The sequence below is a fragment of the Algibacter agarivorans genome (assembly GCF_039543245.1).
GTDB classification, from domain to species: domain Bacteria; phylum Bacteroidota; class Bacteroidia; order Flavobacteriales; family Flavobacteriaceae; genus Algibacter_G; species Algibacter_G agarivorans.
In genome coordinates, this window is sequence record NZ_BAABJJ010000001.1 from 84,640 (window position 1) to 105,922 (window position 21,283).

Sequence of the window (21,283 nt, forward strand, 5' to 3'; positions counted from 1 at the left end):
AAATTTAAAAATTTGGCGGTCTATGAAAATAGGCACAAACCTTACGATTTAGCACTTACTAGCTATGTTTTATACAGTACTTTGTTGGCAGTAGGCTTTTTACGAAACCCATTTTCCAAAGTTGTTATACCCATCGTCTTTTATCCATTTATATGTAGTAGACCATCGAGTAAGGTTTATTGACTTTCCTCTTAAATCCTCTGATATTCTGACATTAAGTTTATATCTATCAAAATCTCGACTATTTCCCCACGAACTAATTTTATATTCTCTTGGTTGTGCATACCAACCATCAGAACTAAATTCTAAACCTAAATATTCGAAAGGATTTGGACCATAATTTTTAGTGAGACCATTTTTTCCTTTAATTTTATTTATATGAACTCCAATTAAGTCGTTTCCGTCATAAATACTTCTAAAAATTTCATATCTAACCCAACGTCTATTATAAGTTTCAGAACCTATTAATATGCACGTTTTTGAAGTGTTTTTAAGACCACTATTAATTAATCTTTTTAAAGCCATTACACTTGTTTTCTTTGCTGTTTCCCATATTGAAGCATCAAAAAAACCAGCTGTTTCTCTATTAGGTTTTGTCATCCAATGATTTCTTACAACATTGCCTCTAAAATCTATAATATCCTGATAATGAAAACTAAAAAATATTCTTTTTGCCATCTTAATTAATTATAAGCATTACTACCAAAGTTATCGCTATTAATGTTCCGTAGAATATCAAATTTGTAATTGAGAATAAACTTGATATCCAACTATTTTTATTATTGTTCATAATAGTTGCATTCATATCAAAATCAATTTCGCTTTCATCTTTTAATCTAATTGAATTATATAAATCCCTATATTTTCTTTCTTGGCCTAAATAGTAGCCATCAAGAATCCAAAACAAAGGTGTAGAAATGTAGGTAATGAGTACATATTCAATATTAGTGTCTTTAGCAGCAAATGCAAAAAGGGCCGCTACTAATGTAACAGACCAACCACGTAGTAAAAATGAATTTACATTCATTCTAGTAATCACTAATTGAATAAATTCAAGGTGCTTAATTTTATTTTCCATTTTTATCTAATTATCCATTTTTTTAATGTGACGAATGATTGACTTCCGTTTGAATCTGCTGGTTCAAGAACGTAGTAACCTTTTGGAATATAATCTCCTGCGTTATTCTTTCTTGTTCCATCTAAATGTTCTATTGAAGGATATATTTGCATATATTCTGAACCAGAATAACTAGAGTTAATATCATTTCTAATAGGTAAAATCGCAATATTTTTTAGATACTTGTGAGAATCTCCATAACCTAATTCCCAATTACACCATTTTGAGGAAATTGCACCTTCTGTTCCTAAAAATATAAATTTTTGATTTTCTTTAATTTTTTCTTTGATTCTATTAGCTGTAGTCCCACTTGTATGCTTTGGCATTCCATCATCTTGCCAATCTACATAAACTAATACTCCAAAACTTTTTAATAAAGAAATAGCACTATCTAATTCTTCTGTTTCATCGTGTTTATGAGATAAGAAAATTGTTACTTTTTCCGCTTTAGTTTCACTTGAAAATTCTAGCAAACTTTCATTTATACCTTTACTAAAGGTTCTTGTTGCGTTTCTAAATCCTCGAAGATGTGATTTTGTAATTATACTCATTGTTAAATTAAGTTCTTTTTCAGCTTACTGCAAACTCGTTATATAGTAACTTTTATTACCGATATCCCGTAAATAAATCAGGATATGGTAACTTTTTTGTTACTGTTACTCCGTAAAGATAATTAATTTTCTGTACGAAAAAACAAAAATCACTAACAGAAAACTATCCGGGTTTTAAGATTATTTGAAACTTGAATTCAAGATATTGCCAATTTGTGCCACGATGTCTGTTTGGCAGGTTCTGGACGCCATAAGTATTTATGTTTAAAAGCGGAAATACAATTACCTAAACCGCTTCAAAGTCTTTTTAGTAAACGCACTTAAAACAAGTTTGCCACTTATTTCGGCACGTTCAGCTAACAATGTGTCCCAATGCTCGGTATCTTTCCAAAAAACGGTTTTTATTTCTTTTAAAGCTTCAGGATTATAACTTGCTAATTTTTCAGCCATTGTTTTAACGGCTTCGTCTAATGCTTCAACAGTTTCAAAAACATCAGAATACAAGCCTTTACTTTTCGCAAATTCTGTGGAAAAAAAAGTTTCAGCATCAATGGTCATTTGAGACATTGCTGTTGCTCCAATTCTACGAGAAACAGCCGGTTCTATAACAAATGGTCCGATACCAATACTTAATTCGCTTAACTTAATGGATGCATGTTTTGTAGCCAAACAATAATCGGTTGCAGCTGCTAATCCTACGCCACCACCAACAGCTTTGCCTTGTACACGACCAATAATCAACTTAGGGCATTTACGCATGGCGTTGATAACATTAGCAAAACCCATAAAAAATCGTTTTCCAGATGCTTCATTTTCAATAGCAATGACTTCATTAAAACTGGCTCCTGCACAAAAGGTTCTGTCTCCACCACTTTTTAAAACAATAACTTTTACATTATCATTTTTACCAGCATCGATAATAGTTTGCTCTAATAGTGCTAAAATAGCACTAGGCATTGAGTTTCTGTTAGGATGAAAAAACTCGATAAAACCAACTTCATTTTCAATAGTAAGCGTAACATAGGCTTCCATAAATACTCAAATTTTAAAGGTTGAATATACATAAAATTTTAATGCATTGTCATGCAACTTTTGTTACGTACACATTAAAAAAAAATAAAGTAATTTGCATTAAAAATTAAACTATGGGCTTATTAGATTTACTATTTGGTAATAAAAATAACATGATTAAAGATTTTCAAACTAGAGGTGCTATTATTATAGATGTTCGTACCACTAAGGAATATAGCCAAGGTGCTATTAAGGGTTCAAAAAATATACCGCTACAAAACATCAGCACTAAAATTCAGGAGATAAAAAAACTCAACAAACCAGTTATTACTTGTTGTGCAAGTGGCATGCGTTCTGGAAGTGCTGCTTCAATTTTAAAAAACAATGGTATTGACGCTGTAAACGGCGGTGGCTGGGCAAGCTTAAACAGTAAGCTATAGTTATAACAGGTGAGTTCGACATAAAAGCAATTCTATTTTTAGGGTAGAGTCTAAATTTTATAGGTTTCGAGTGCGCTACCACTGACGTGTTTTGCTACTATATTATTTATCAGCTTGTCAAAAAAAACACCCCTAATGAGCTACGCTCGGTATCTTCAATGAAAATATATTTTCATTTCGATAACCCTCAAGGGGACAATCCTTACCAAGAAACTTAACGTATAAATATCACTCCGTAAACTATCTTTGCTATCTTTTGTACTTCATTTTTTTTATCAATTTGATAAAAAAAATCGTTGGGCTTTAAAAAATATGAAAACAAATATTCATTTTAGGTCTTTCCTACCGCTTGTGAATTTATTTTCTCGTGTCTCAATGTCACACTTTTTAATTTTTGGTATGTACTCAGAAACTATAGCTTTATGAATTGCAACTCTTCATTTTTAGTGATTGGCGTATTGTTATATTGTAAAGTCCAACCGAGTGAATTGGTTAGTATATAAAATTTTGAAAGCTCGCTGATTAACCTGTTTTTTGCATTTGTTTTAATATCCGAAGCTTCTATTTTTTTGTTCAAGGATTGTTTTACAATATTTTTAATATCGTTATAATCTTTAGCTTCAAAAGGGTTTAAAAAATCGGATTGAATATCATAATATTCAAAATCTGGATTTATTTTTATTTCTTCTTCAGGAATACTTAAAATAGTTAAGGTTTTAGTTTTTTCATTTATTTCAAATTCAATTTTGCCCAAATCATAAGCAATAGTAACGTCGGCATTTACAACGATAAGTGCTTTTTTTTCGGAAGTAAAATAATCGCCAAAAATATCTTTAGAATTTTTATAATTGAAAACCTCACTAAAATGGCCTTCGGTTACAATTAATTTTCCAACCTTATTAATTTGCTCTTGGATGAGTGTAGAGCTTTCTTGAAGCACTATTTTATCTTCTTTCTTATCTTCACAATATTTGAAAGTAAACAAAACAATTAAAGTGATAATGACACCAAATAGAATTTTTCGCATAGGCTAAGTTAGAAATATTTTAAATGTAGCAACTTTATTGAATGACAAATATTTATCAAGGATAGATTCCCGCCTTTCGAGGAATGACATTTTCGTTGGTTACTTCTTCGTAAACCTCAGTAGAAACTTCTTTAAACAAAAAAAACATTAGTTTCCTTCGACATAAGAAGTCTAACCAATGCATATTTTGTTATTTTTAAATAACAGCACAAACATACGTAATACTTCTAAAACCTATATTATGAAAACGTTAAACTAACATTATATCAAGTTATTCTTTTTTGCTTTTTGAACCGCTTCTAACTTATTATGAACCTGCAATTTTTTATAGATATTTTCAATATGCTTCCTGATAGTTCCTGTTGAAAGAATTAAATTATCGGCAATAGCATTATAACTTAGGCCCTTACTTAATTGCTCTAGGACCTCGGTTTCTCTGTTAGTTAAGGTAATATCTTCTTTGTCTTGCTGGCTTTGAATTTGAATGGGATTACGTAAAAGCTTAAGGGTTTTCATTGCTATGGAAGGGTTCATTGCTGCGCCCCCTTTTAGAGTTTCAACAATGCCATCATGCAAATCTTTTGGGTTTACTTCTTTTAGTAAATAACCATCGGCTCCTGCTTTTATAGCATTGAATATATTCTCATCGTTATCAAAAACCGTGAGCATTATAATTTTTATGTGCGGATATTTTTGTTTGACAATTTCGGTGGTTTCAATACCATTTAAAACAGGCATTTCAATATCCATTAGAATAATATCTATGTTGTGATTATCTTCTAATTTTCCCAATAAATCTGAACCATTCATTGCAGAATACTTCAAATTAATATCTTCAAAAAAAGAAAGTTTTTCTTTTACTGCTGTAATTAAAAAGGAATTATCGTCTACTATGGCTATTTTAATATTCATTTCGATTGGTTTACAAATATAAAAGTCATCATTTTTAGCGTACTATACCATACGTAATTTGTCGTATATTTTATATTACAAGGGATATTACAGTTCCTTTATCTAACTCGCTTACAACATTAATTTCAGCATCAATGTCATGGGCTCTTTTTTTCATATTATTAAGTCCGTTACCATCTTTTTGATTACCAACATCAAATCCTTTTCCGTCATCATTTATTTCAATTAGAAAATCTTGATTGGTTTTAGAAATATTAACCGTTACCGTTTCTGCATCGGCATATTTCAAAGCATTATTAATGGCTTCTTGTACGATTCTATAAATATTCATGCCTTTAACTGAAGAGAATTTTAAATCTTTAGGAACATTTTCATCAATATTAAAACTAACACTTGTTTTATTAGACACGACCTTGGCTTTACTAACAAAATTTGAAATTCTAGTTTGTAAATCTTCTAAAGAAATTTCGCCTGTATTCATGGCCCAAATAGTGTCTCTTAACTCATAAATGGTGTCTTTAGTAAAAACACCAATATTTGAAAGTTTATTAATAAGCTTTTCGTTTTTGATTTTAAATCCATATTGCAAATTTTCAATGGACGAAATAATAAAAGTGAGTTGTGCGCCAATATTATCGTGTAAATCTCTAGATATGCTTAAGCGTTGCTCTTGCAATCTATTTTGGGTTTCAATTTTAACTAAAGCTTCCTTAAGTTCGCTTTCTTTTTTAAGTTGTTGGTTTTTAAGTTTTTGTTGGTTATACAATAAATAACCTAAAAGAGACAGAACAATTGCTAGAACCCCTAAACCAATTAGCTGGGTGTTCTTTTTGTTAAGGCTTAATTCATTTTCGGCAATTTCAGTGCGCTGAGTTAGGATTTTCTTTTCACGCTCTGCTGTATTATATTTTTCTTGAACTTCGGTCACTTCTTTGATTACTTGCTGACTAAAAATAGTATCCTTTAACGTTTTGAATAATTCTTTATAATATATAATGCTATCTGGGTTCCTTTTAAAGGCGTAGTAGGAAACCATTTTATCATAAGCATCTAATTTGAGTTCATTAGCATTAAATTTTTCCGATAATTGCAATCCGGAATACAAATATTCTTTTGCTTTATTAAATTCCTTTAAATCAAGATATAATCCAGCAAGATGAAGCGATGAACTTGCAATACCATAATTATCATTTAATTCTTCTCTTAATTTTAAAGATTTAGAAGTAAACTCTATAGCATTTATAAATTCTTGTTTAGCGTGTAAAACACCACCATAATTATTATATAAGGCGGCTAATTCCTTTTTATAATTGTATTTTTCTGCTAACTCAATACTTTTTCTATAGTAATCAATGCTACCTATCGTATCCTTTAAGAACAAGTAGGCGTTGGCTATATTATTATACGATTTTGTAAGCGCTAAATAATCTTTATTTCCCTTATTTATTCTCGCTAAATCAAGATGAATATTTAAAGCTTTCCTATATTGTTTTAATCCTTTATAAATATTTGCAATATTATTTTTAATTAATGCTGCATATCTAGTATGGTTTTTATCTTCATATATTTTTAAGGCCTTGGTAGCATAAAAAATTGCGGAATCCATTTTAAAATTATTTTGATGTACGAGCCCAATCTTATTGTAAAGTGCTGCCAAACCCATTGTGTCATTTAGAGTTGCTCGTATACTTAAGGATTTTTTATAATAGCCTAAAGCCTTATCGTATTCAGCTAAACCATAATGCAGAATCCCAATATCGTTATAGGCTTGAGCTTCACCTTTCTTGCTATTTGTTTCTTTAGAAAGCTTTAATGTGGAATTACCATAATTAAATGCAGAATCAATAGATATGTTTCTATAATACCAGCATAAATCGCTATAAGCTAATATTTTTAAAGAATCTGATATATTGGAAGAAACTACCTGTTTTAAACTATCAATAATTTTTACAGGTTTTTGAGAAAAACTATAAAAACTGAACAATATCAATATGACTAAAAGACACTTATGCTTCATAAAAATTAAGATTGCTTATCAAATATAAGTTTTTGTAACAAAAGAAATTCTTTTGTTATTTTGAAAAGTCTTTTAAAAAGTAAGCCATATAGGTTGTCGGCCAATTGCAGCTTTTCAATATTTACTTTAGATTTACTCTTTTCTAACACGAACTGTTCTTGCAATAACAAATAGTTTTTATACGTGTTTTCCTTTATTGTCTGAGTATCTAAATAAGCTTTAACCACAAAAGCAACTGATACTACTATGAGTAAATAAATTAATAAGCTAAAAAAATCCAAGTCCATCCTTATGAAGATTTTCTATAAACTTTAAAATCAAAAATAGATGCAAAAAAAAACACCAATTATCAACCATTTTATTGGTTAAAATCATTGATGTTTTTTGATATGAACTGATTAATAGCATTTTAAATCTACAACTAAAAGTGATATGTTGGATAAATTTCCGACCAAATATTATAAAAAAAGATTAAGCGCAATAATCTGATTATCACGCCCAATCAACAAATCTCAACAACAAGATTTATTTTTTAAGGTTATAAGCGTAAATACTATTGCTATTAGCCAAATAATATAAGTACCCACCAAAACCATCAACTTCATACGTTGGTTTCTTATCTTTTAGGATAATTTCTTTTTCTACAACGCCACTATCTTTATTAACTTTTACTAAGCCAATGCCATCATCAAGCTTAGTTAAGATAAATTGTGCGTTTTCAGTAGCTGCTGTGGCATTAAAACGTTTTGCCATTTCGTTAAAAGATGCTGTAGCAATAGCGGCAAAAGCATCTGCCTCTCTTTGTTTTTGAGCACCATATTGATTGTACTGACCTAAATAATTTTTATTAGCCCCTGCTTGAAAACTGGCATCAGCCATTGCCGCTGTTGACGCTAAAGCTAATGCGCTTAAAGCAACAATAGCAAAAGCACTTTTACCCGGAGACCTATAATACTCATGAAATTTTTCTGAACCATCAAAATCTAGCATCATCATATTTTGATCTGATGTTAATAACAAACCACCATTTCTAGCATCAATACCTGTTGGATATTCCTTTTCATCAAATTTATAGGTTGCTAAGGTGCTAATATCACCAGAGTTTTCATCTATGGCAATCATTTCATCACCTGTGCTGATTAAAAACCGACTATGTGCTTCATCATAAGTACTAGTAACCGCTTTTGCCTTTTTATACTTAATTGGCTTACTCCAAATAGACTCCCCTGTATCCAAATTAATGATATCCGCATCAGTATCGGTAATATAAATCATACCCTGTTTGGTTAATGCCATCGTATGAATGTTTTCACCTGTCTTTAAAGGTTTTTTGAATAATGGATTTCCATCAAAAGAAATTTTATTGATACCACCTTCGCCTACTCCAAATAAAATACCATCATCTACAATATAAAAATGCTGTACATAGCCCTTAGTTTTTGGTGCTTTCTCCCATAAATCTTCGCCTGTACTTGAAGATAAAAATGAAATATTACTCTGTGCTTTGGCCGACGCTAATTTTCCTAAACCTTTTTTACCAGAATCTGCCACATCACTAACTATAGCCAAACCTTTAGGAGTCACTTCAAAATTAGACACTACACCCTTAAGTTTTTTACCTTCTCCCCATATTTGAGCACCAGAAGCACTGATTTTATGAACCATGTGATTTTTACCCTTGCCCTGAACGGCATACATAGATTTTCCATCCTTATCAGGAATAACGTAAGCCACATTTTTTAAGTCTACTACCCAATTTTCTGCTCCAGTATTCATATCTATTCTATAAATACCTTTAAAAGTTGGCAGTATAACGCCTCCATCAATGATACTTGGTCTTCCTGTAAGTGAATTTGAACCTTTTAATTTAAACAGCTTTATTTCTTTACCTGTACCCATATCATAAATACCAACTGCTTGAGTGTACTTTTCTTTTGCTGTTCGTTGTCCGGAAACAATTAATTTATTTTCCGGCATCATTAAAGTTGGTCTGCCTGCAGCTTTCCATCCATTTGCTTTGGTATCGAACAAACGTTTTCCAGAAACAACGTCTATAACGCTTTGTTTTGCGGCAATACCACCAAAACCTGCTTGACCAACCATAACATATGGAGTATTTGGAACTATAAATATTTCTTCCTGTTTTACTTTTCCGTAATCATCAAAGTTAAATACTAAGCCATCCTGTCCTGGTTTTACACCAGCTAAACCCTTACCGTGAGTAATTAACATGACTCCTGAGCTAGTCAAAGTCATTTGATCAATTTTTCCACCTATATCATATGTAAAATCAGGTGTTTCTGCTTTTTGTGCGTTTAACATTAGTGATCCGGCTAATAGAAAAACAAATATTTTTATATGTCTCATTGTTGAATTTGTTTAGTTAATAATAACAAATAGAGTTATGTGAAATTCACATAACTCTATTATTTAATATCTAAATGGTTTGTTTTGATAAATTGAAAGAACCGTCAGTAATATTCTTTACAGAACCATCACCGTTTACATTCTTGCACTTAAAACTAAAAGTACCTATTACATTTGTAGCGGTTTCTTCAGAAACAGATATCGTTCCAACCTTAGTATCGTCATAAGGCGCTTGCCATATTTCAGTTGTTGAAGCTGTTGGGTTGCTTAAGTTAACATTGGTTTCAGTATAAGACCCTACAACTCCTCCTATGCTAGCGCCTGTAATATCGTAAGTTCCCTCACCAGTATAACCAGAAATAGTAATAGCAAAGGCGTTACCATCGCTATTAGAAGCAATAATGATTAAATTGCTAATTCCACCAGCATTCGCTAGGGTTGCTTTCGATGAAATTTCCATTGACTGAAAAGATGCTCCGCCAACGTTTGCTGTTAGAGTTCCCGAAGCTGCACTTCCTCCGCCTCCGCCATCATCACTTTTTGAACATGATGTAATTGTTAGTAATGATCCCACCATTACGAATAACATCATTTGTTTTAAATGTCTCATTGTTGAATGTTTTATTGGTTAATAGTTCTACAAAACTGCAACAATAAGGAAGTGAAATCAATACGATGAATTACGTATATTTTGATATACGTAATATAAAAACTGAAGAAAAAAACTATTTAGTTTAAATGGATTACCTGTTATTTATAGTAGAAGTTGACAAACAGTACAGCAATACCCCCCTATAAACAACCTAAAGCTCTCTTCCATTGGCACAATCTATAACCCTCTACTTATCAACGAGTAAAAAACACCCCTAAAGTCCCCTCAAGGGGACAACCAAGACCAAAAAACTAGCGTGATGCATATTAAAACTTAATATTTGGATATTGAGATTGAAGCTGGTTTATTTTAGCTTCTAAATTTTGAAGAAACTGTTGGTGTGCTTGAGATTCAGCATTGAATGGTTTATGCTGAAGTCCTTTTTGAATGGCATCAACTTCATTCATGACTTTTGAAGTTTTTTCTGAAACCCAAACCATTTTAAAACTTTCCCATATATAATTTATGGCTGTTTGATTAGGATGAATCATGTCTTGGTTATAAAAACGATAGTCTCGAAGTTCGTCCATCATGATTTCGTAGGAGGGAAAATAGGACGATTGACGATTAACGATTGACGATTTTTGATTAAAGAACTCGTGGATCGCGGTAATTAAATGCGCTTTGCTTTGGGTATTTTCAACGAAACCATCTTTTAAATGACGGACTGGTGATACTGTAAAAATTACAGATGCTTCTGAATTTATGTTTTGGATTAAATCTGAAATATTCTTTAACGAACTCGATATATCTTCAACAGACAACACTTCTTTTTTAAATTGCTTTTGCGGCACTTTATGGCAATTGGCAACCAAATTATTGGTTTCAAGAAAACGATACGCCCAAGCAGTCCCTAATGTGATTATGATATGTGTTGATTTTTTTATTTGTTGATGCGTTAATTTGATATGTGTGTTCAGCGCATTAAGTAAGTCTTCTTTTGAAGTGTTACTTAATTTTGAATGTGCATTAAAACAATGCCATTGCTCGTTATGAAAAAAAATATCATCTTCTGAATACTCTTTTTGATTTATCGCATTGCTAATTAAAGTTTCTATGGCCTTTGGATGAAATAGAATCCCGAAAGGGTTTTGAAGATTTTGAAACTTGAAGTACTCTAACTTTTTACCAATGTTTTCTGAAAAACAAGACCCCATTAATAAGATATTAGAATTGTAGTCTATTAGGTTTTTAGACTGCTTTTCTAATGGTATTTTGGTTTGAAGGTTCATCTCATAAATATTTTTTCGCGCAAAGGCGCAAAGACGCAAAGTTTAAAAACATGAAATTCTATTCTAAACCATTTACTAATCTTGTAATTCCAGTTTTTATTAAAGGACTATTGAAATTAACTAATAGTCCTAATTTCAACCCAGATAACTTTAAATATGTAATTAATTGTTTTGAGTAAACTGGATAGATTTCTAGTACTGATTTAATTTCAATAATGACTTTATTTTCGACTATTAAATCGGTTCTAAATCCTAAATCTAATTTTTTATCCTTCCAAATAACAGGCAATTGTTTTTGCTGTTCTACTTTTAATCCTCTTTCCGTTAATTCAGAAAATAAAATTTCCTAATAAACTGATTCTAATAAACCAGGACCTAAACCAACATGGATTTGATAACAGCAATCAACAATTATTGTAGCCAAATAATTCTCAAAATGCCCCCTTTTCATTCATACAACTTTGCGTCCTATTTTCTGCATTCAACTTTGCGTCTTTGCGCGACTATTTCAAATACTCTTGCGCCTTCTTTAGCGCCTCATCAATCCCGTTAGGATTCTTACCTCCCGCTGTTGCAAAAAATGGTTGTCCGCCGCCGCCGCCTTGGATATATTTACCAAGTTCTCGAACCACTTGTCCGGCATTTAAACCTTTGCTCGCCACTAATTCTTTTGAAATATAGCACGACAACAATGCTTTTCCGTTTTGTTCTGCTCCAAATAATAAAAACAAATTATCAAACTGACCGCCTAATTCAAAAGCGACATCTTTTATGCCTCCAGCATCTAAATCCAATTTCTTAGCTAAAAACTGAATACCGTTAATTTCGGTTAATTCATTTTTAAGCTCGCCTTTTATGTTTTTAGCTTTGTCTTTTAACAAACCCTCAATTTGCTTCTTAAGATTGGCATTTTCTTCTTGTAAATTCTGAAGTGCTTTAACTGGTTCTTGCGCATTAAGTAAATCTTTCATTTCAAAATAAGCTCTGTTATTTTCAAAATAAAAATCTTTAACAGCATCGTTTGTAATGGCTTCAATACGTCTAATTCCTGCGGCAACTGCACCTTCTGATACTATTTTAAAATGCCAAATATCAGCTGTGTTTTTCACATGGGTACCTCCGCACAATTCAATAGATTGCCCAAATCGAATGGAGCGTACGGTATCCCCATACTTTTCACCAAATAAACTCATGGCACCATCTGCAATGGCTGATTCTTTAGGGATATTTCGTTTTTCTACTAGTGGTAATTTCCCTTCTATTCTTCTGTTTACAAAATTTTCTATTTCACGTAACTCTTCTACTGTTAGCTTTGAAAAATGCGAAAAATCAAAACGCAAGTTTTTAGAGTGTACCGCAGATCCTTTTTGTTCTACATGTGTCCCTAAAACTTCTCTTAAAGCTTGATGCAACAAATGTGTAGCCGTGTGATTGCACTCCGTTCTATGGCGCTGTTTACTATCTACAACAGCCTTAAAAACCTCGTTTATATGCTCTGGTAAATTTTTTGTAAAATGAATGATGATGTTATTCTCCTTTTTAGTGTCTAGAATATAAACCACATCGCCATGCGTATCTTCTAAATAGCCTTTATCACCAACTTGCCCTCCGCCTTCAGGGTAAAATGGCGTTAAATTAAATACCAATTGATACATATCGCCATCCTTTTTAGAGGTTACTTTCCTGTATTTGGTTAATTTCACATGAGCTTCAAGCGTATCGTATCCTATAAACTCTTCTTCGGCGTCATCATTTAAAATCGTCCAATCATCAGTAGACATTTCACTTGCTGCACGAGAACGATTTTTTTGTTTCTGAAGTTCTTCATTAAATCCTTTTTCATCTAATTTCAATCCTTTTTCAGAAAGTATCAATGCTGTTAAATCTATAGGAAACCCATAAGTATCATATAATTCAAAAGCTTTTTCACCCGAAACGATATCTCCTTTTGTTTCTTCAACAATTCTATTTAATAAAACCAATCCTTGATCTAAGGTTCTTAAAAACGACTGTTCTTCTTCCTTTATAACATTTTCAATCAGTTGTTTTTGCGCTTTTAATTCTGGAAAAGCGACTCCCATTTTATTGCTTAAAACATCAACCAACCTATAAATAAAAGGTTCTTTTTTATCTAAAAACGTAAAACCGTAACGTACTGCGCGACGCAAAATTCTTCTAATCACATAGCCCGCACCTGTATTACTAGGTAACTGCCCATCGGCTATTGAAAATGCTACCGCACGAACATGGTCTGAAATAACTCGAATGGCGACATCTGCCTTTTCATCCTTTCCGTAATTTTTATTGGTAATGGTTTCAATCTCTCTGATTATTGGCGTAAACACATCGGTATCATAATTAGACTGAACGCCTTGTAAAACCATACAAAGACGCTCAAATCCCATACCTGTATCAATATGTTTATTTGGTAAAATTTCAAGCGAGCCATTTGCTTTTCGGTTGTACTGCATGAAAACCAAATTCCAAATCTCTACGACTTGCGGATGATCCATATTCACTAAATCCCTTCCTGGAATTTTTGCTTTTTCTTCAGCAGAACGAATATCGACATGTATTTCACTACATGGACCACAAGGGCCCTGATCTCCCATTTCCCAGAAATTATCTTTCTTATTACCTTTTAAAATACGGTCTTCAGAAATATATTGTTTCCAAAAATCATAAGCCTCTGTATCCATATCGAGGTTGTCGGCATCATCACTACCTTCAAAAACCGTAACGTATAAAATATCTTTATCAATGCCGTAAACCTCAACAAGCAACTCCCAGGCCCAAGCAATGGCTTCTTTTTTAAAATAATCACCAAAACTCCAGTTACCCAACATTTCAAATAAGGTATGGTGGTAAGTATCATAACCAACTTCTTCCAAATCATTATGTTTTCCAGAAACACGCAAACATTTTTGAGAATCTGCAATTCTATTATTTTTAGGTTTAGCATGTCCTAAAAAATATTCTTTAAAAGGTGCCATCCCCGAGTTTACGAACATTAAAGTAGGGTCATCTTTTAAAACCAAGGGTGCAGATGGCACTATACTATGCTTTTTATCTTCAAAAAAACTTAAAAACTTAGATCGGATATCTTGAGACTTCATATATAAATTACGCTCTTTTCTGTTATATTATATTAATTACAAAACAATTTTTATCTTTACTCACCAAAATATCGCATTGATTTTTGAAAAGTGCAAACCAACACGATAAATATCATTAACATTTTTGTTTATAATATTATTATTGTTTGCTCGTTAGATTACAAATTTACACACTTTAATTAAAGTTTATAAAGCGCAAAAATAGTATAATTTAAGAAATGAGTAAGGTAAAATATTATTACGATTCTGATTCGCTTTCTTACAGAAAAATAGAACGCAAAAAACGGACTACTTTTAAGTATGCGTCTATATTTATTTTAGCATCTGTTCTTTTCGCTTTTATATTCGTTTTTATTGCAAGTCAATATATTGAATCACCTAAAGAACGTGCTTTAAAGAGAGAGCTACAAAATGCGCAACTACAGTTTGGATTAATCAACAAAAAAATGGAACATGCAGAGGCTGTTTTAGCAAATGTTGCCGATAGAGACAATAATATTTACCGTGTTTATTTTGAAGCAAACCCTATTCCTGATGAGCAACGTAAAGCTGGATTTGGCGGAATTAATAGGTACAAAAACTTAGAAGGTTTTGATAATTCTAAATTAATAATTGAAAGCAACAAACGTTTAGATATTTTACAAAAACAAATTGTAGTCCAATCTAAATCTCTTGATGAAATTGCAGATCTCGCTGAAGAAAAAGAAAAGCTATTAGCTGCTATTCCTGCTATACAACCAGTTAGCAATGAAGATTTAACACGTATGGCATCGGGTTACGGCATGCGCTCAGACCCATTTACTAAAGTTAGAAAAATGCATTGGGGCATGGATTTTACCGCACCACGAGGAACACCCATTTATGCCAGTGGCGATGGCATTGTTGTACGTGCCGATTCTGGTTCTAGTGGTTACGGTAAGCATATAAGAATAGACCATGGTTATGGCTACACTAGCTTATATGCGCATTTATACAAATACAATGTTAGAAGAAACCAAAAAATTAAGCGTGGTGATCTAATTGGATTTGTGGGTAGCACAGGACGTTCTCAAGCACCGCATTTACACTACGAAATATTTAAAGACGGAAACCGCATAAACCCTATAAACTTTTATTATGGTAGTTTAACTGCGGAAGAATTCAATAAACTATTGGAGCATGCTTCTTTAGAAAATCAATCTCTAGATTAATGCATATAGATTTACCAGAAAAACGATATTATGGCATTGGCGAAGTTGCTAAAGCATTTAACGTAAACACTTCATTAATACGCTTTTGGGAAAAAGAATTTGATGTTCTCAAACCCAAAAAGAACGCTAAAGGCAACCGTAAATTCACACCTGAGGACATAAAAAACCTTAAGTTCATCTATCATCTTGTAAAAGAACGTGGATTTACCCTTGACGGTGCGAAAACGCATTTGAAAGAAGAAAAAAAACAAGCGCTTAATAATTTTGAAATTATTAATAAGCTTGAAGATGTAAGAAATCAACTTATTAAAATAAAACAACACCTGTAAACGTTAATCATTACTTTAAAACGACATATTGAACTCATTTAAACTTTTCTAATTGGCTAAAAAATTGTCTTTTTGCAACCATTTTTTGTCTTTTTTTCGTTCCGTAACGATGCTATGCAACTCATAAAAACCTTCAACTGGTCACAAAATGTTTAATTTTCGCTTCAATCCAAAAAGCTTAAATGTGTTCATTAATTTACTTACTTTATTCAAAAAAACACTTAAAACAAGTAACTTTTTCATAAATTTAGTGTCTTATTAATAGGAATTAAAAAACACTCACTAAATAATTTATTATGAAAAAATTTCTACCATTAATTATTATAGCAATTGTTGTAATTGGAATCTATTCTTGGGCTAAAGGATTTAACAATACTGCCGTAGAATATGAAGCTGATGCGAAAACAGCTTGGTCTAATGTTGAAAGTGCCTACCAGCGTCGTGCAGATTTGATACCCAACTTAGTAGCTACCGTAAAAGGATATGCCGCTCATGAAAAAGAAACTTTAGAAGGCGTTATTAAAGCACGCTCTGAAGCTACAAAAACTACTATTGATGCTGGTGATCTAACACCAGAAAAAATGGCGCAATTTCAGCAGGCACAACAAGGTTTAAGTGGCGCTTTATCTAGGCTATTAGTAACCGTAGAACGTTACCCCGATTTAAAAGCAGACAAAAGTTTCTTAGAATTACAATCACAGCTTGAAGGTACTGAAAACAGAATTAATGTTACCAGAGACCGCTATAACGACGCGGTAAACAAATATGACATCTTTACAACTAAATTCCCTGGAAAATTATTAGCCAGCTTATTTGGATTTGAAGAAATGGCACGATTTAAAAGTGCACCAGGTAGCGAAAACACTCCTAAAGTAGAATTTTAATGTCTAAAATTGAAGATTTTCTTACTGCAGCCGAAGAGCAAGACATTGTTGAAGCAATTCGATTAGCAGAGTTAAATACGTCGGGGGAAATACGTGTGCATATAGAAAAAACTTCTAACAGCGATGCCACAAATCGTGCTTTAGAACTTTTTCACATTTTGAAAATGGACAATACGAAACTTCAAAACGCTGTTTTAATTTATGTAGCTGTTGAAGAAAAATCGTTTGTAATTTATGGTGATGAAGGCATTAATAAGGTTGTAGGCATTGATTTTTGGGATAGCACTAAAGACCTTATGCAATCGCATTTTAAACAAGGTGATTTTAAACAAGGTTTGGTTGATGGTATTTTAAAATCCGGCGAACAACTTAAAAAGCATTTTCCTTATAAAGATTTAGATACTAATGAATTAACTAACGAGATTTCTAAAGGATAGGTTTTCATTATGCAGTATTCAGTTGGCAGTATTCAGTCGCAATCACAGTATAACAAAAAAAACAAAGTTATACTCACCTTGCTTATAGCACTTTTCTCTTTTAGTGTTTCATTCGCGCAATTTGAAGTCCCTGAAAAACCAAAGTTTCAAACCAGTGTTTATGATTATGTTAATTTACTTTCTGCTTCTCAGAAATCAAATTTAGAACAAAAACTTATTAAATATTCAGATACGACTTCTACTCAAATTGTTGTCGCTATAATCAATTCCACCGAAGGTGAAAACATTAACTTTTTAGGTGCCAAATGGGGACAAGCATGGGGCATTGGTCAGGAAAAAGAAGATAATGGCATTTTAATTTTACTGGCTAAAAACGATAGAAGAATAGCTATAAACACAGGTTATGGCGTGGAGCACTTGCTTACTGACGCTATGTCAAAAAGGATTATAGAACGCGATATTATCCCATATTTTAAGCAAAATGATTACCCTGGTGGATTAAATAGAGGTGCTGATGCTATTTTTGAGGTTCTTAATGGTGAGTATAAAGGTTCTAGAGTATCATCAAATAATGAGTTTCCAATTGGATTTATATTTATTCTCGTTTTTATATTTATTATTATTCTAATCTCTATTTCTAAAAGCAGACGCGGTGGCGGTAGAAACGGTGGTAATAGATCTAATGGAGGTGGCCTTTTAGAAGCTATCATACTTAGCAACATGGGACGCGGTAATTACCGTAGAAGATCATCTGGCGGTTGGGGCAGTAGCTCTGGCGGCAGTTCAGGTGGCGGTGGTTTTGGTGGCGGCTTCGGCGGTGGTGGTTTTGGTGGCGGTGGCGCTTCTGGTGGTTGGTAAAAGTTAGTTTTCAGTTTTATTCAACTCAAATATTTATTTAGATGAAAAAATTAGTCATAATTCTTGTCTTTTTAACAGTTGTTTTTTCTTGTAAAACCAAAAAAAGCTCATCAACTCAATATACTTCAATTAATCACCAAAGCCTTCCGATAAACGAATAACAACTAGCGGTTTATGATTTATCTTCTGTTTTTGATTCTACAGAAACCCGGATTTTAAACAAAAAGATTGTTGATTATGAAAAGGTTTCAACGAATCAAATTGCTATACTTACTGTAGACTCTATAAAACCTTATGATAATATCCAGAAATATGGAACCGATGTTGCTAATTTATGGGGTTTAGGGGACAAGGAAAAGAACAACGGTTTATTAGTAATATTGTGCAATCCTTGTCGAAAAATTTCTATTTGTATTGGTTATGGGACCGAAAAAATTATTACCGATTCTATTTGTCAAAACTTAATTACCAATACTATTGTTCCTAGTTTTAAAAAAGGTGAATACTATAACGGGATTAATAATACTTTAGATTCCATTATAAAAAAATGGCATTAAAGCATGTTAATTTCAAAATTATGGTTTTTACCTATTAAAACGTCCAGTCACATTCCCATCTACAATGCGTAAAACCTCATCAATTGTAGTATAATTGACATCGCCCACATACGTATGTTTTAGGGCACATGCGGCACTTGCAAATTGCATGGCCTTAGTATCCTTAGTATCACCATCATAATGCTGCAAACCATAAATTAAACCAGCCGCAAAGGCATCACCAGTACCTATACGGTCAACAATATGCGTAATATCGAAATCTTCCGTTTCACAGAACTTTTTGCCGTTCCACATTCTAGCTCGAATTTTATGCCAAGAAGAATTGATTGATGTTCTTATTTTATCAAACACCTTAACTATGGATGGAAATTTCTCAATAAGTAGTTTGCTAGCTTCAATAAACTCATCATTGCTATAACCAAAATCGGTACCTAGAACTTCGTTCATTTCGTTAATACCTCCTATAAAAATGGTAGAACAATGAAGTAGTTCTGTTAATGCTTCTTTAGGATCAACGCCATAATTCCATAAGCCACTCCTATATGTTGGATCAGCAGACACACACATGCCTTTTTTTCTTGCTAATAACAGTCCTTCCTTTAAGGTTTCAAAACTCCCTTTGGATAATGCTGGTGTTATTCCTGTCCAATGAAACCAACTACCATCTGCCAATGATTTTTCCCAATCAACCATGCTAGGTTTGATTTCAGAAAAAGCAGAATGTGATCGATTATAAGAAATTGAACTTGGACGCATAACGGCTCCAACTTCTAAAAAATAAACTCCTAATGGTCTATTAGAACGCACAATAGCCGTAGTGTCTAAATCAAATTTATTAAGATACGCTAAAGCTGTATTTCCAATAAAATCATCTGAAATACAGGTAATATGCTTTACATTTCCTCCTAAATTAGCAATGGAAATTCCCACATTTAATTCCGTACCTCCAAAATAAAATTCTACAGTATTGGACTGAATAAATTTTCTGTTTCCTCGAGGTGATATACGCATAAGCACCTCTCCAAAAGTAATAGTTTGACTCATCTAATGATTATATTATTTTTTCTAAAAATAATTAATTAGCATGGTAATCAAACTATAATCTTTTATAAAAATTACTTTTTACGCATATATACACTAATAGGAACCCCTTTAAAATCGAAATGCTCACGTAGTTTGTTTTCTAGAAAACGTTTATAAGGGTCTTTTACATACTGAGGCAAGTTACAGAAAAACGCAAATTGTGGTTGCGGTGTTGGCAATTGCATAACGTATTTAATTTTCACGTATTTTGCCTTATAAGCTGGTGGTCCGTAACTTTCTATTATAGGCAACATGATTTCATTAAGCTTACTGGTTTTAATTTTCTTGGTACGGTTTTTATACACCTCAACAGCTGTTTCAATAGCTTTAAATATACGTTGCTTGGTTAATACCGAAATAAATATAACGGGAACATCTGTAAAGGGTTCCATTTGCTTTTTTATGGCTTTTTCATATTCTTTCATGGACTTATGGTCCTTTTCCACCAAATCCCATTTGTTAACCAAAACAACAATGCCTTTTCGGTTACGTTCGGCTAACCAAAAGATATTTTGTACCTGACCGTCAAAACCACGAGTGGCATCTAAAACGATAAGACACACATCGCTATGCTCTATGGCACGTACACTTCGCATTACCGAATAAAACTCTAAGTCTTCTTTTACTTTAGATTTTCTTCGGATACCAGCAGTATCTACTAAATTAAATTCAAATCCGAAGCGATTATATTTGGTATCGATAGAATCACGTGTTGTTCCTGCAATGTCTGTTACAATATACCTATCCTCACCTATTAAAGCATTAATGAATGACGATTTACCAGCATTAGGTCTACCAACTACTGCAAAACGCGGTAAAGCTTCAACTTCTTCTACCTCTTCAACTTCAGGTAAAGCTTCAACAAGCGCATCTAACAATTCACCTGTTCCGCTACCATTAATACTAGCAACAGTATAATATTCACCTAAACCTAAGGCATAAAACTCAACGGCATCTTCGGCACGCTTGCCATTATCCACTTTATTGACCACAAGAAAAACAGGTTTATTTACTTTTCTTAAAAGTTTAGCAACATCTTCATCCATGCCTGTAACACCGGACTCAACATCCACCATAAAAATAATGGCATCAGCTTCATCAATAGCTAACTCAACTTGCTTATCTATTTCTGTCTCAAAAACATCATCACTCCCTAAAACGTAACCCCCTGTATCAATTAAAGAAAACTCTTTTCCGTTCCAATCACTTTTTCCGTAATGACGGTCTCTAGTAACGCCACTTACGGCATCAACAATGGCTTCTCTACGTTGGATTAAACGATTAAAAAACGTTGACTTTCCAACATTTGGTCTTCCTACTATGGCTACTATATTACTCATGATTTTTAAATTGTATGATACACCTTATCTGATGCCGTTATTATTTCTATCCGAAATATTTTGCAAAAATAGGAAATATAGACGACGCAAAGTTCTTTTTTAATAAAGATTGAAAGTATTTTAAGTTTCAATAAAAAATAGTAATTTACTGTGCTAAACTCAT

General features: G+C 32.6%; 20 protein-coding genes and 1 pseudogene. 7 read left to right on the plus strand and 14 right to left on the minus strand.

Annotation, left to right across the window (positions count from 1 at the left end):
• Positions 1 to 99 precede the first annotated feature (99 nt).
• From ABD935_RS00450 to ABD935_RS00465, 4 genes are all read right to left on the minus strand, one after another.
• Entirely contained in the window at positions 100 to 678 is a 579-nt protein-coding gene (locus ABD935_RS00450; RefSeq protein ID WP_345189483.1) for a TIR domain-containing protein, read from the minus strand.
• A gap of 1 nt (position 679) precedes the next feature.
• Positions 680 to 1,078 (minus strand): hypothetical protein, encoded by a 399-nt coding sequence (locus tag ABD935_RS00455; RefSeq protein WP_345189484.1) that lies wholly within the window; start codon positions 1,076 to 1,078, stop codon positions 680 to 682.
• 2 nt (positions 1,079 to 1,080) lie between these two features.
• Positions 1,081 to 1,668: a TIR domain-containing protein gene (locus ABD935_RS00460; RefSeq protein ID WP_345189486.1), complete on the minus strand. Its 588-nt coding sequence runs from the start codon at positions 1,666 to 1,668 to the stop codon at positions 1,081 to 1,083.
• A 282-nt stretch (positions 1,669 to 1,950) separates the two neighbouring features.
• On the minus strand, positions 1,951 to 2,700 hold the full coding sequence (locus ABD935_RS00465) for an enoyl-CoA hydratase/isomerase family protein (RefSeq protein WP_345189487.1): 750 nt from the start codon (positions 2,698 to 2,700) through the stop codon (positions 1,951 to 1,953).
• Positions 2,701 to 2,813: 113 nt separating this feature from the next.
• Here ABD935_RS00465 and ABD935_RS00470 point away from each other — a divergent pair, with 113 nt between their 5' ends.
• On the plus strand, positions 2,814 to 3,119 hold the full coding sequence (locus tag ABD935_RS00470) for a rhodanese-like domain-containing protein (RefSeq protein ID WP_345189488.1): 306 nt from the start codon (positions 2,814 to 2,816) through the stop codon (positions 3,117 to 3,119).
• Between the two features lie 412 nt (positions 3,120 to 3,531).
• Here the strand turns inward: ABD935_RS00470 and ABD935_RS00475 are convergent, their stop codons facing one another.
• The 8 genes from ABD935_RS00475 to alaS form a co-directional block, all read right to left on the minus strand.
• Entirely contained in the window at positions 3,532 to 4,146 is a 615-nt protein-coding gene (locus ABD935_RS00475) for a DUF4230 domain-containing protein (RefSeq protein ID WP_345189489.1), read from the minus strand.
• Positions 4,147 to 4,407: 261 nt separating this feature from the next.
• On the minus strand, positions 4,408 to 5,058 hold the full coding sequence (locus ABD935_RS00480; RefSeq protein ID WP_345189490.1) for a response regulator: 651 nt from the start codon (positions 5,056 to 5,058) through the stop codon (positions 4,408 to 4,410).
• Between the two features lie 70 nt (positions 5,059 to 5,128).
• Positions 5,129 to 7,075 carry a tetratricopeptide repeat-containing sensor histidine kinase gene (locus ABD935_RS00485; protein ID WP_345189492.1) on the minus strand — a complete coding sequence of 649 codons (1,947 nt, stop codon included), beginning with the start codon at positions 7,073 to 7,075 and terminating at the stop codon, positions 5,129 to 5,131.
• Between the two features lie 525 nt (positions 7,076 to 7,600).
• The gene (locus tag ABD935_RS00490) at positions 7,601 to 9,442 is read right to left on the minus strand and encodes an outer membrane protein assembly factor BamB family protein (protein ID WP_345189493.1); all 1,842 of its coding nucleotides are present in this window, start codon (positions 9,440 to 9,442) and stop codon (positions 7,601 to 7,603) included.
• 70 nt (positions 9,443 to 9,512) lie between these two features.
• Positions 9,513 to 10,052: a hypothetical protein gene (locus ABD935_RS00495; protein WP_345189494.1), complete on the minus strand. Its 540-nt coding sequence runs from the start codon at positions 10,050 to 10,052 to the stop codon at positions 9,513 to 9,515.
• A 308-nt stretch (positions 10,053 to 10,360) separates the two neighbouring features.
• A complete protein-coding gene (locus ABD935_RS00500) occupies positions 10,361 to 11,326 on the minus strand; it encodes a GSCFA domain-containing protein (RefSeq protein ID WP_345189495.1) in 966 nt (321 codons plus the stop codon).
• Positions 11,327 to 11,384: 58 nt separating this feature from the next.
• Positions 11,385 to 11,669: a GxxExxY protein gene (locus tag ABD935_RS00505; RefSeq protein ID WP_345189587.1), complete on the minus strand. Its 285-nt coding sequence runs from the start codon at positions 11,667 to 11,669 to the stop codon at positions 11,385 to 11,387.
• Between the two features lie 160 nt (positions 11,670 to 11,829).
• The gene (gene alaS, locus ABD935_RS00510) at positions 11,830 to 14,442 is read right to left on the minus strand and encodes an alanine--tRNA ligase (RefSeq protein WP_345189496.1); all 2,613 of its coding nucleotides are present in this window, start codon (positions 14,440 to 14,442) and stop codon (positions 11,830 to 11,832) included.
• A 218-nt stretch (positions 14,443 to 14,660) separates the two neighbouring features.
• On the opposite strand from alaS, the gene ABD935_RS00515 reads away from it, so the two are divergent.
• The 6 genes and pseudogenes from ABD935_RS00515 to ABD935_RS16565 all read left to right on the plus strand — a co-directional run.
• Complete coding sequence (locus ABD935_RS00515; RefSeq protein WP_345189497.1) at positions 14,661 to 15,632, plus strand: M23 family metallopeptidase; 972 nt, start codon at positions 14,661 to 14,663, stop codon at positions 15,630 to 15,632.
• Positions 15,632 to 15,961, plus strand: coding sequence for a MerR family transcriptional regulator (locus tag ABD935_RS00520; RefSeq protein WP_345189499.1), 330 nt, complete (start codon positions 15,632 to 15,634; stop codon positions 15,959 to 15,961). The genes ABD935_RS00515 and ABD935_RS00520 overlap by 1 nt, the downstream gene beginning before the upstream one ends.
• 296 nt (positions 15,962 to 16,257) lie before the next feature.
• Positions 16,258 to 16,845: a LemA family protein gene (locus ABD935_RS00525; protein ID WP_345189500.1), complete on the plus strand. Its 588-nt coding sequence runs from the start codon at positions 16,258 to 16,260 to the stop codon at positions 16,843 to 16,845.
• The gene (locus tag ABD935_RS00530) at positions 16,845 to 17,282 is read left to right on the plus strand and encodes a TPM domain-containing protein (protein WP_345189501.1); all 438 of its coding nucleotides are present in this window, start codon (positions 16,845 to 16,847) and stop codon (positions 17,280 to 17,282) included. Before ABD935_RS00525 ends, ABD935_RS00530 begins: the two co-directional genes overlap by 1 nt.
• Before the next feature lie 9 nt (positions 17,283 to 17,291).
• Complete coding sequence (locus ABD935_RS00535; protein WP_345189502.1) at positions 17,292 to 18,140, plus strand: TPM domain-containing protein; 849 nt, start codon at positions 17,292 to 17,294, stop codon at positions 18,138 to 18,140.
• 182 nt (positions 18,141 to 18,322) lie between these two features.
• Positions 18,323 to 18,697 (plus strand): annotated as a pseudogene (locus ABD935_RS16565) (TPM domain-containing protein); the annotation flags it as partial.
• Between the two features lie 27 nt (positions 18,698 to 18,724).
• Here ABD935_RS16565 and ABD935_RS00540 read toward each other — a convergent pair.
• Positions 18,725 to 19,741 (minus strand): sugar kinase, encoded by a 1,017-nt coding sequence (locus ABD935_RS00540; RefSeq protein ID WP_345189503.1) that lies wholly within the window; start codon positions 19,739 to 19,741, stop codon positions 18,725 to 18,727.
• Between the two features lie 71 nt (positions 19,742 to 19,812).
• The gene (gene der / locus ABD935_RS00545) at positions 19,813 to 21,120 is read right to left on the minus strand and encodes a ribosome biogenesis GTPase Der (RefSeq protein ID WP_345189504.1); all 1,308 of its coding nucleotides are present in this window, start codon (positions 21,118 to 21,120) and stop codon (positions 19,813 to 19,815) included.
• Between the last annotated feature and the right edge of the window lie 163 nt (positions 21,121 to 21,283).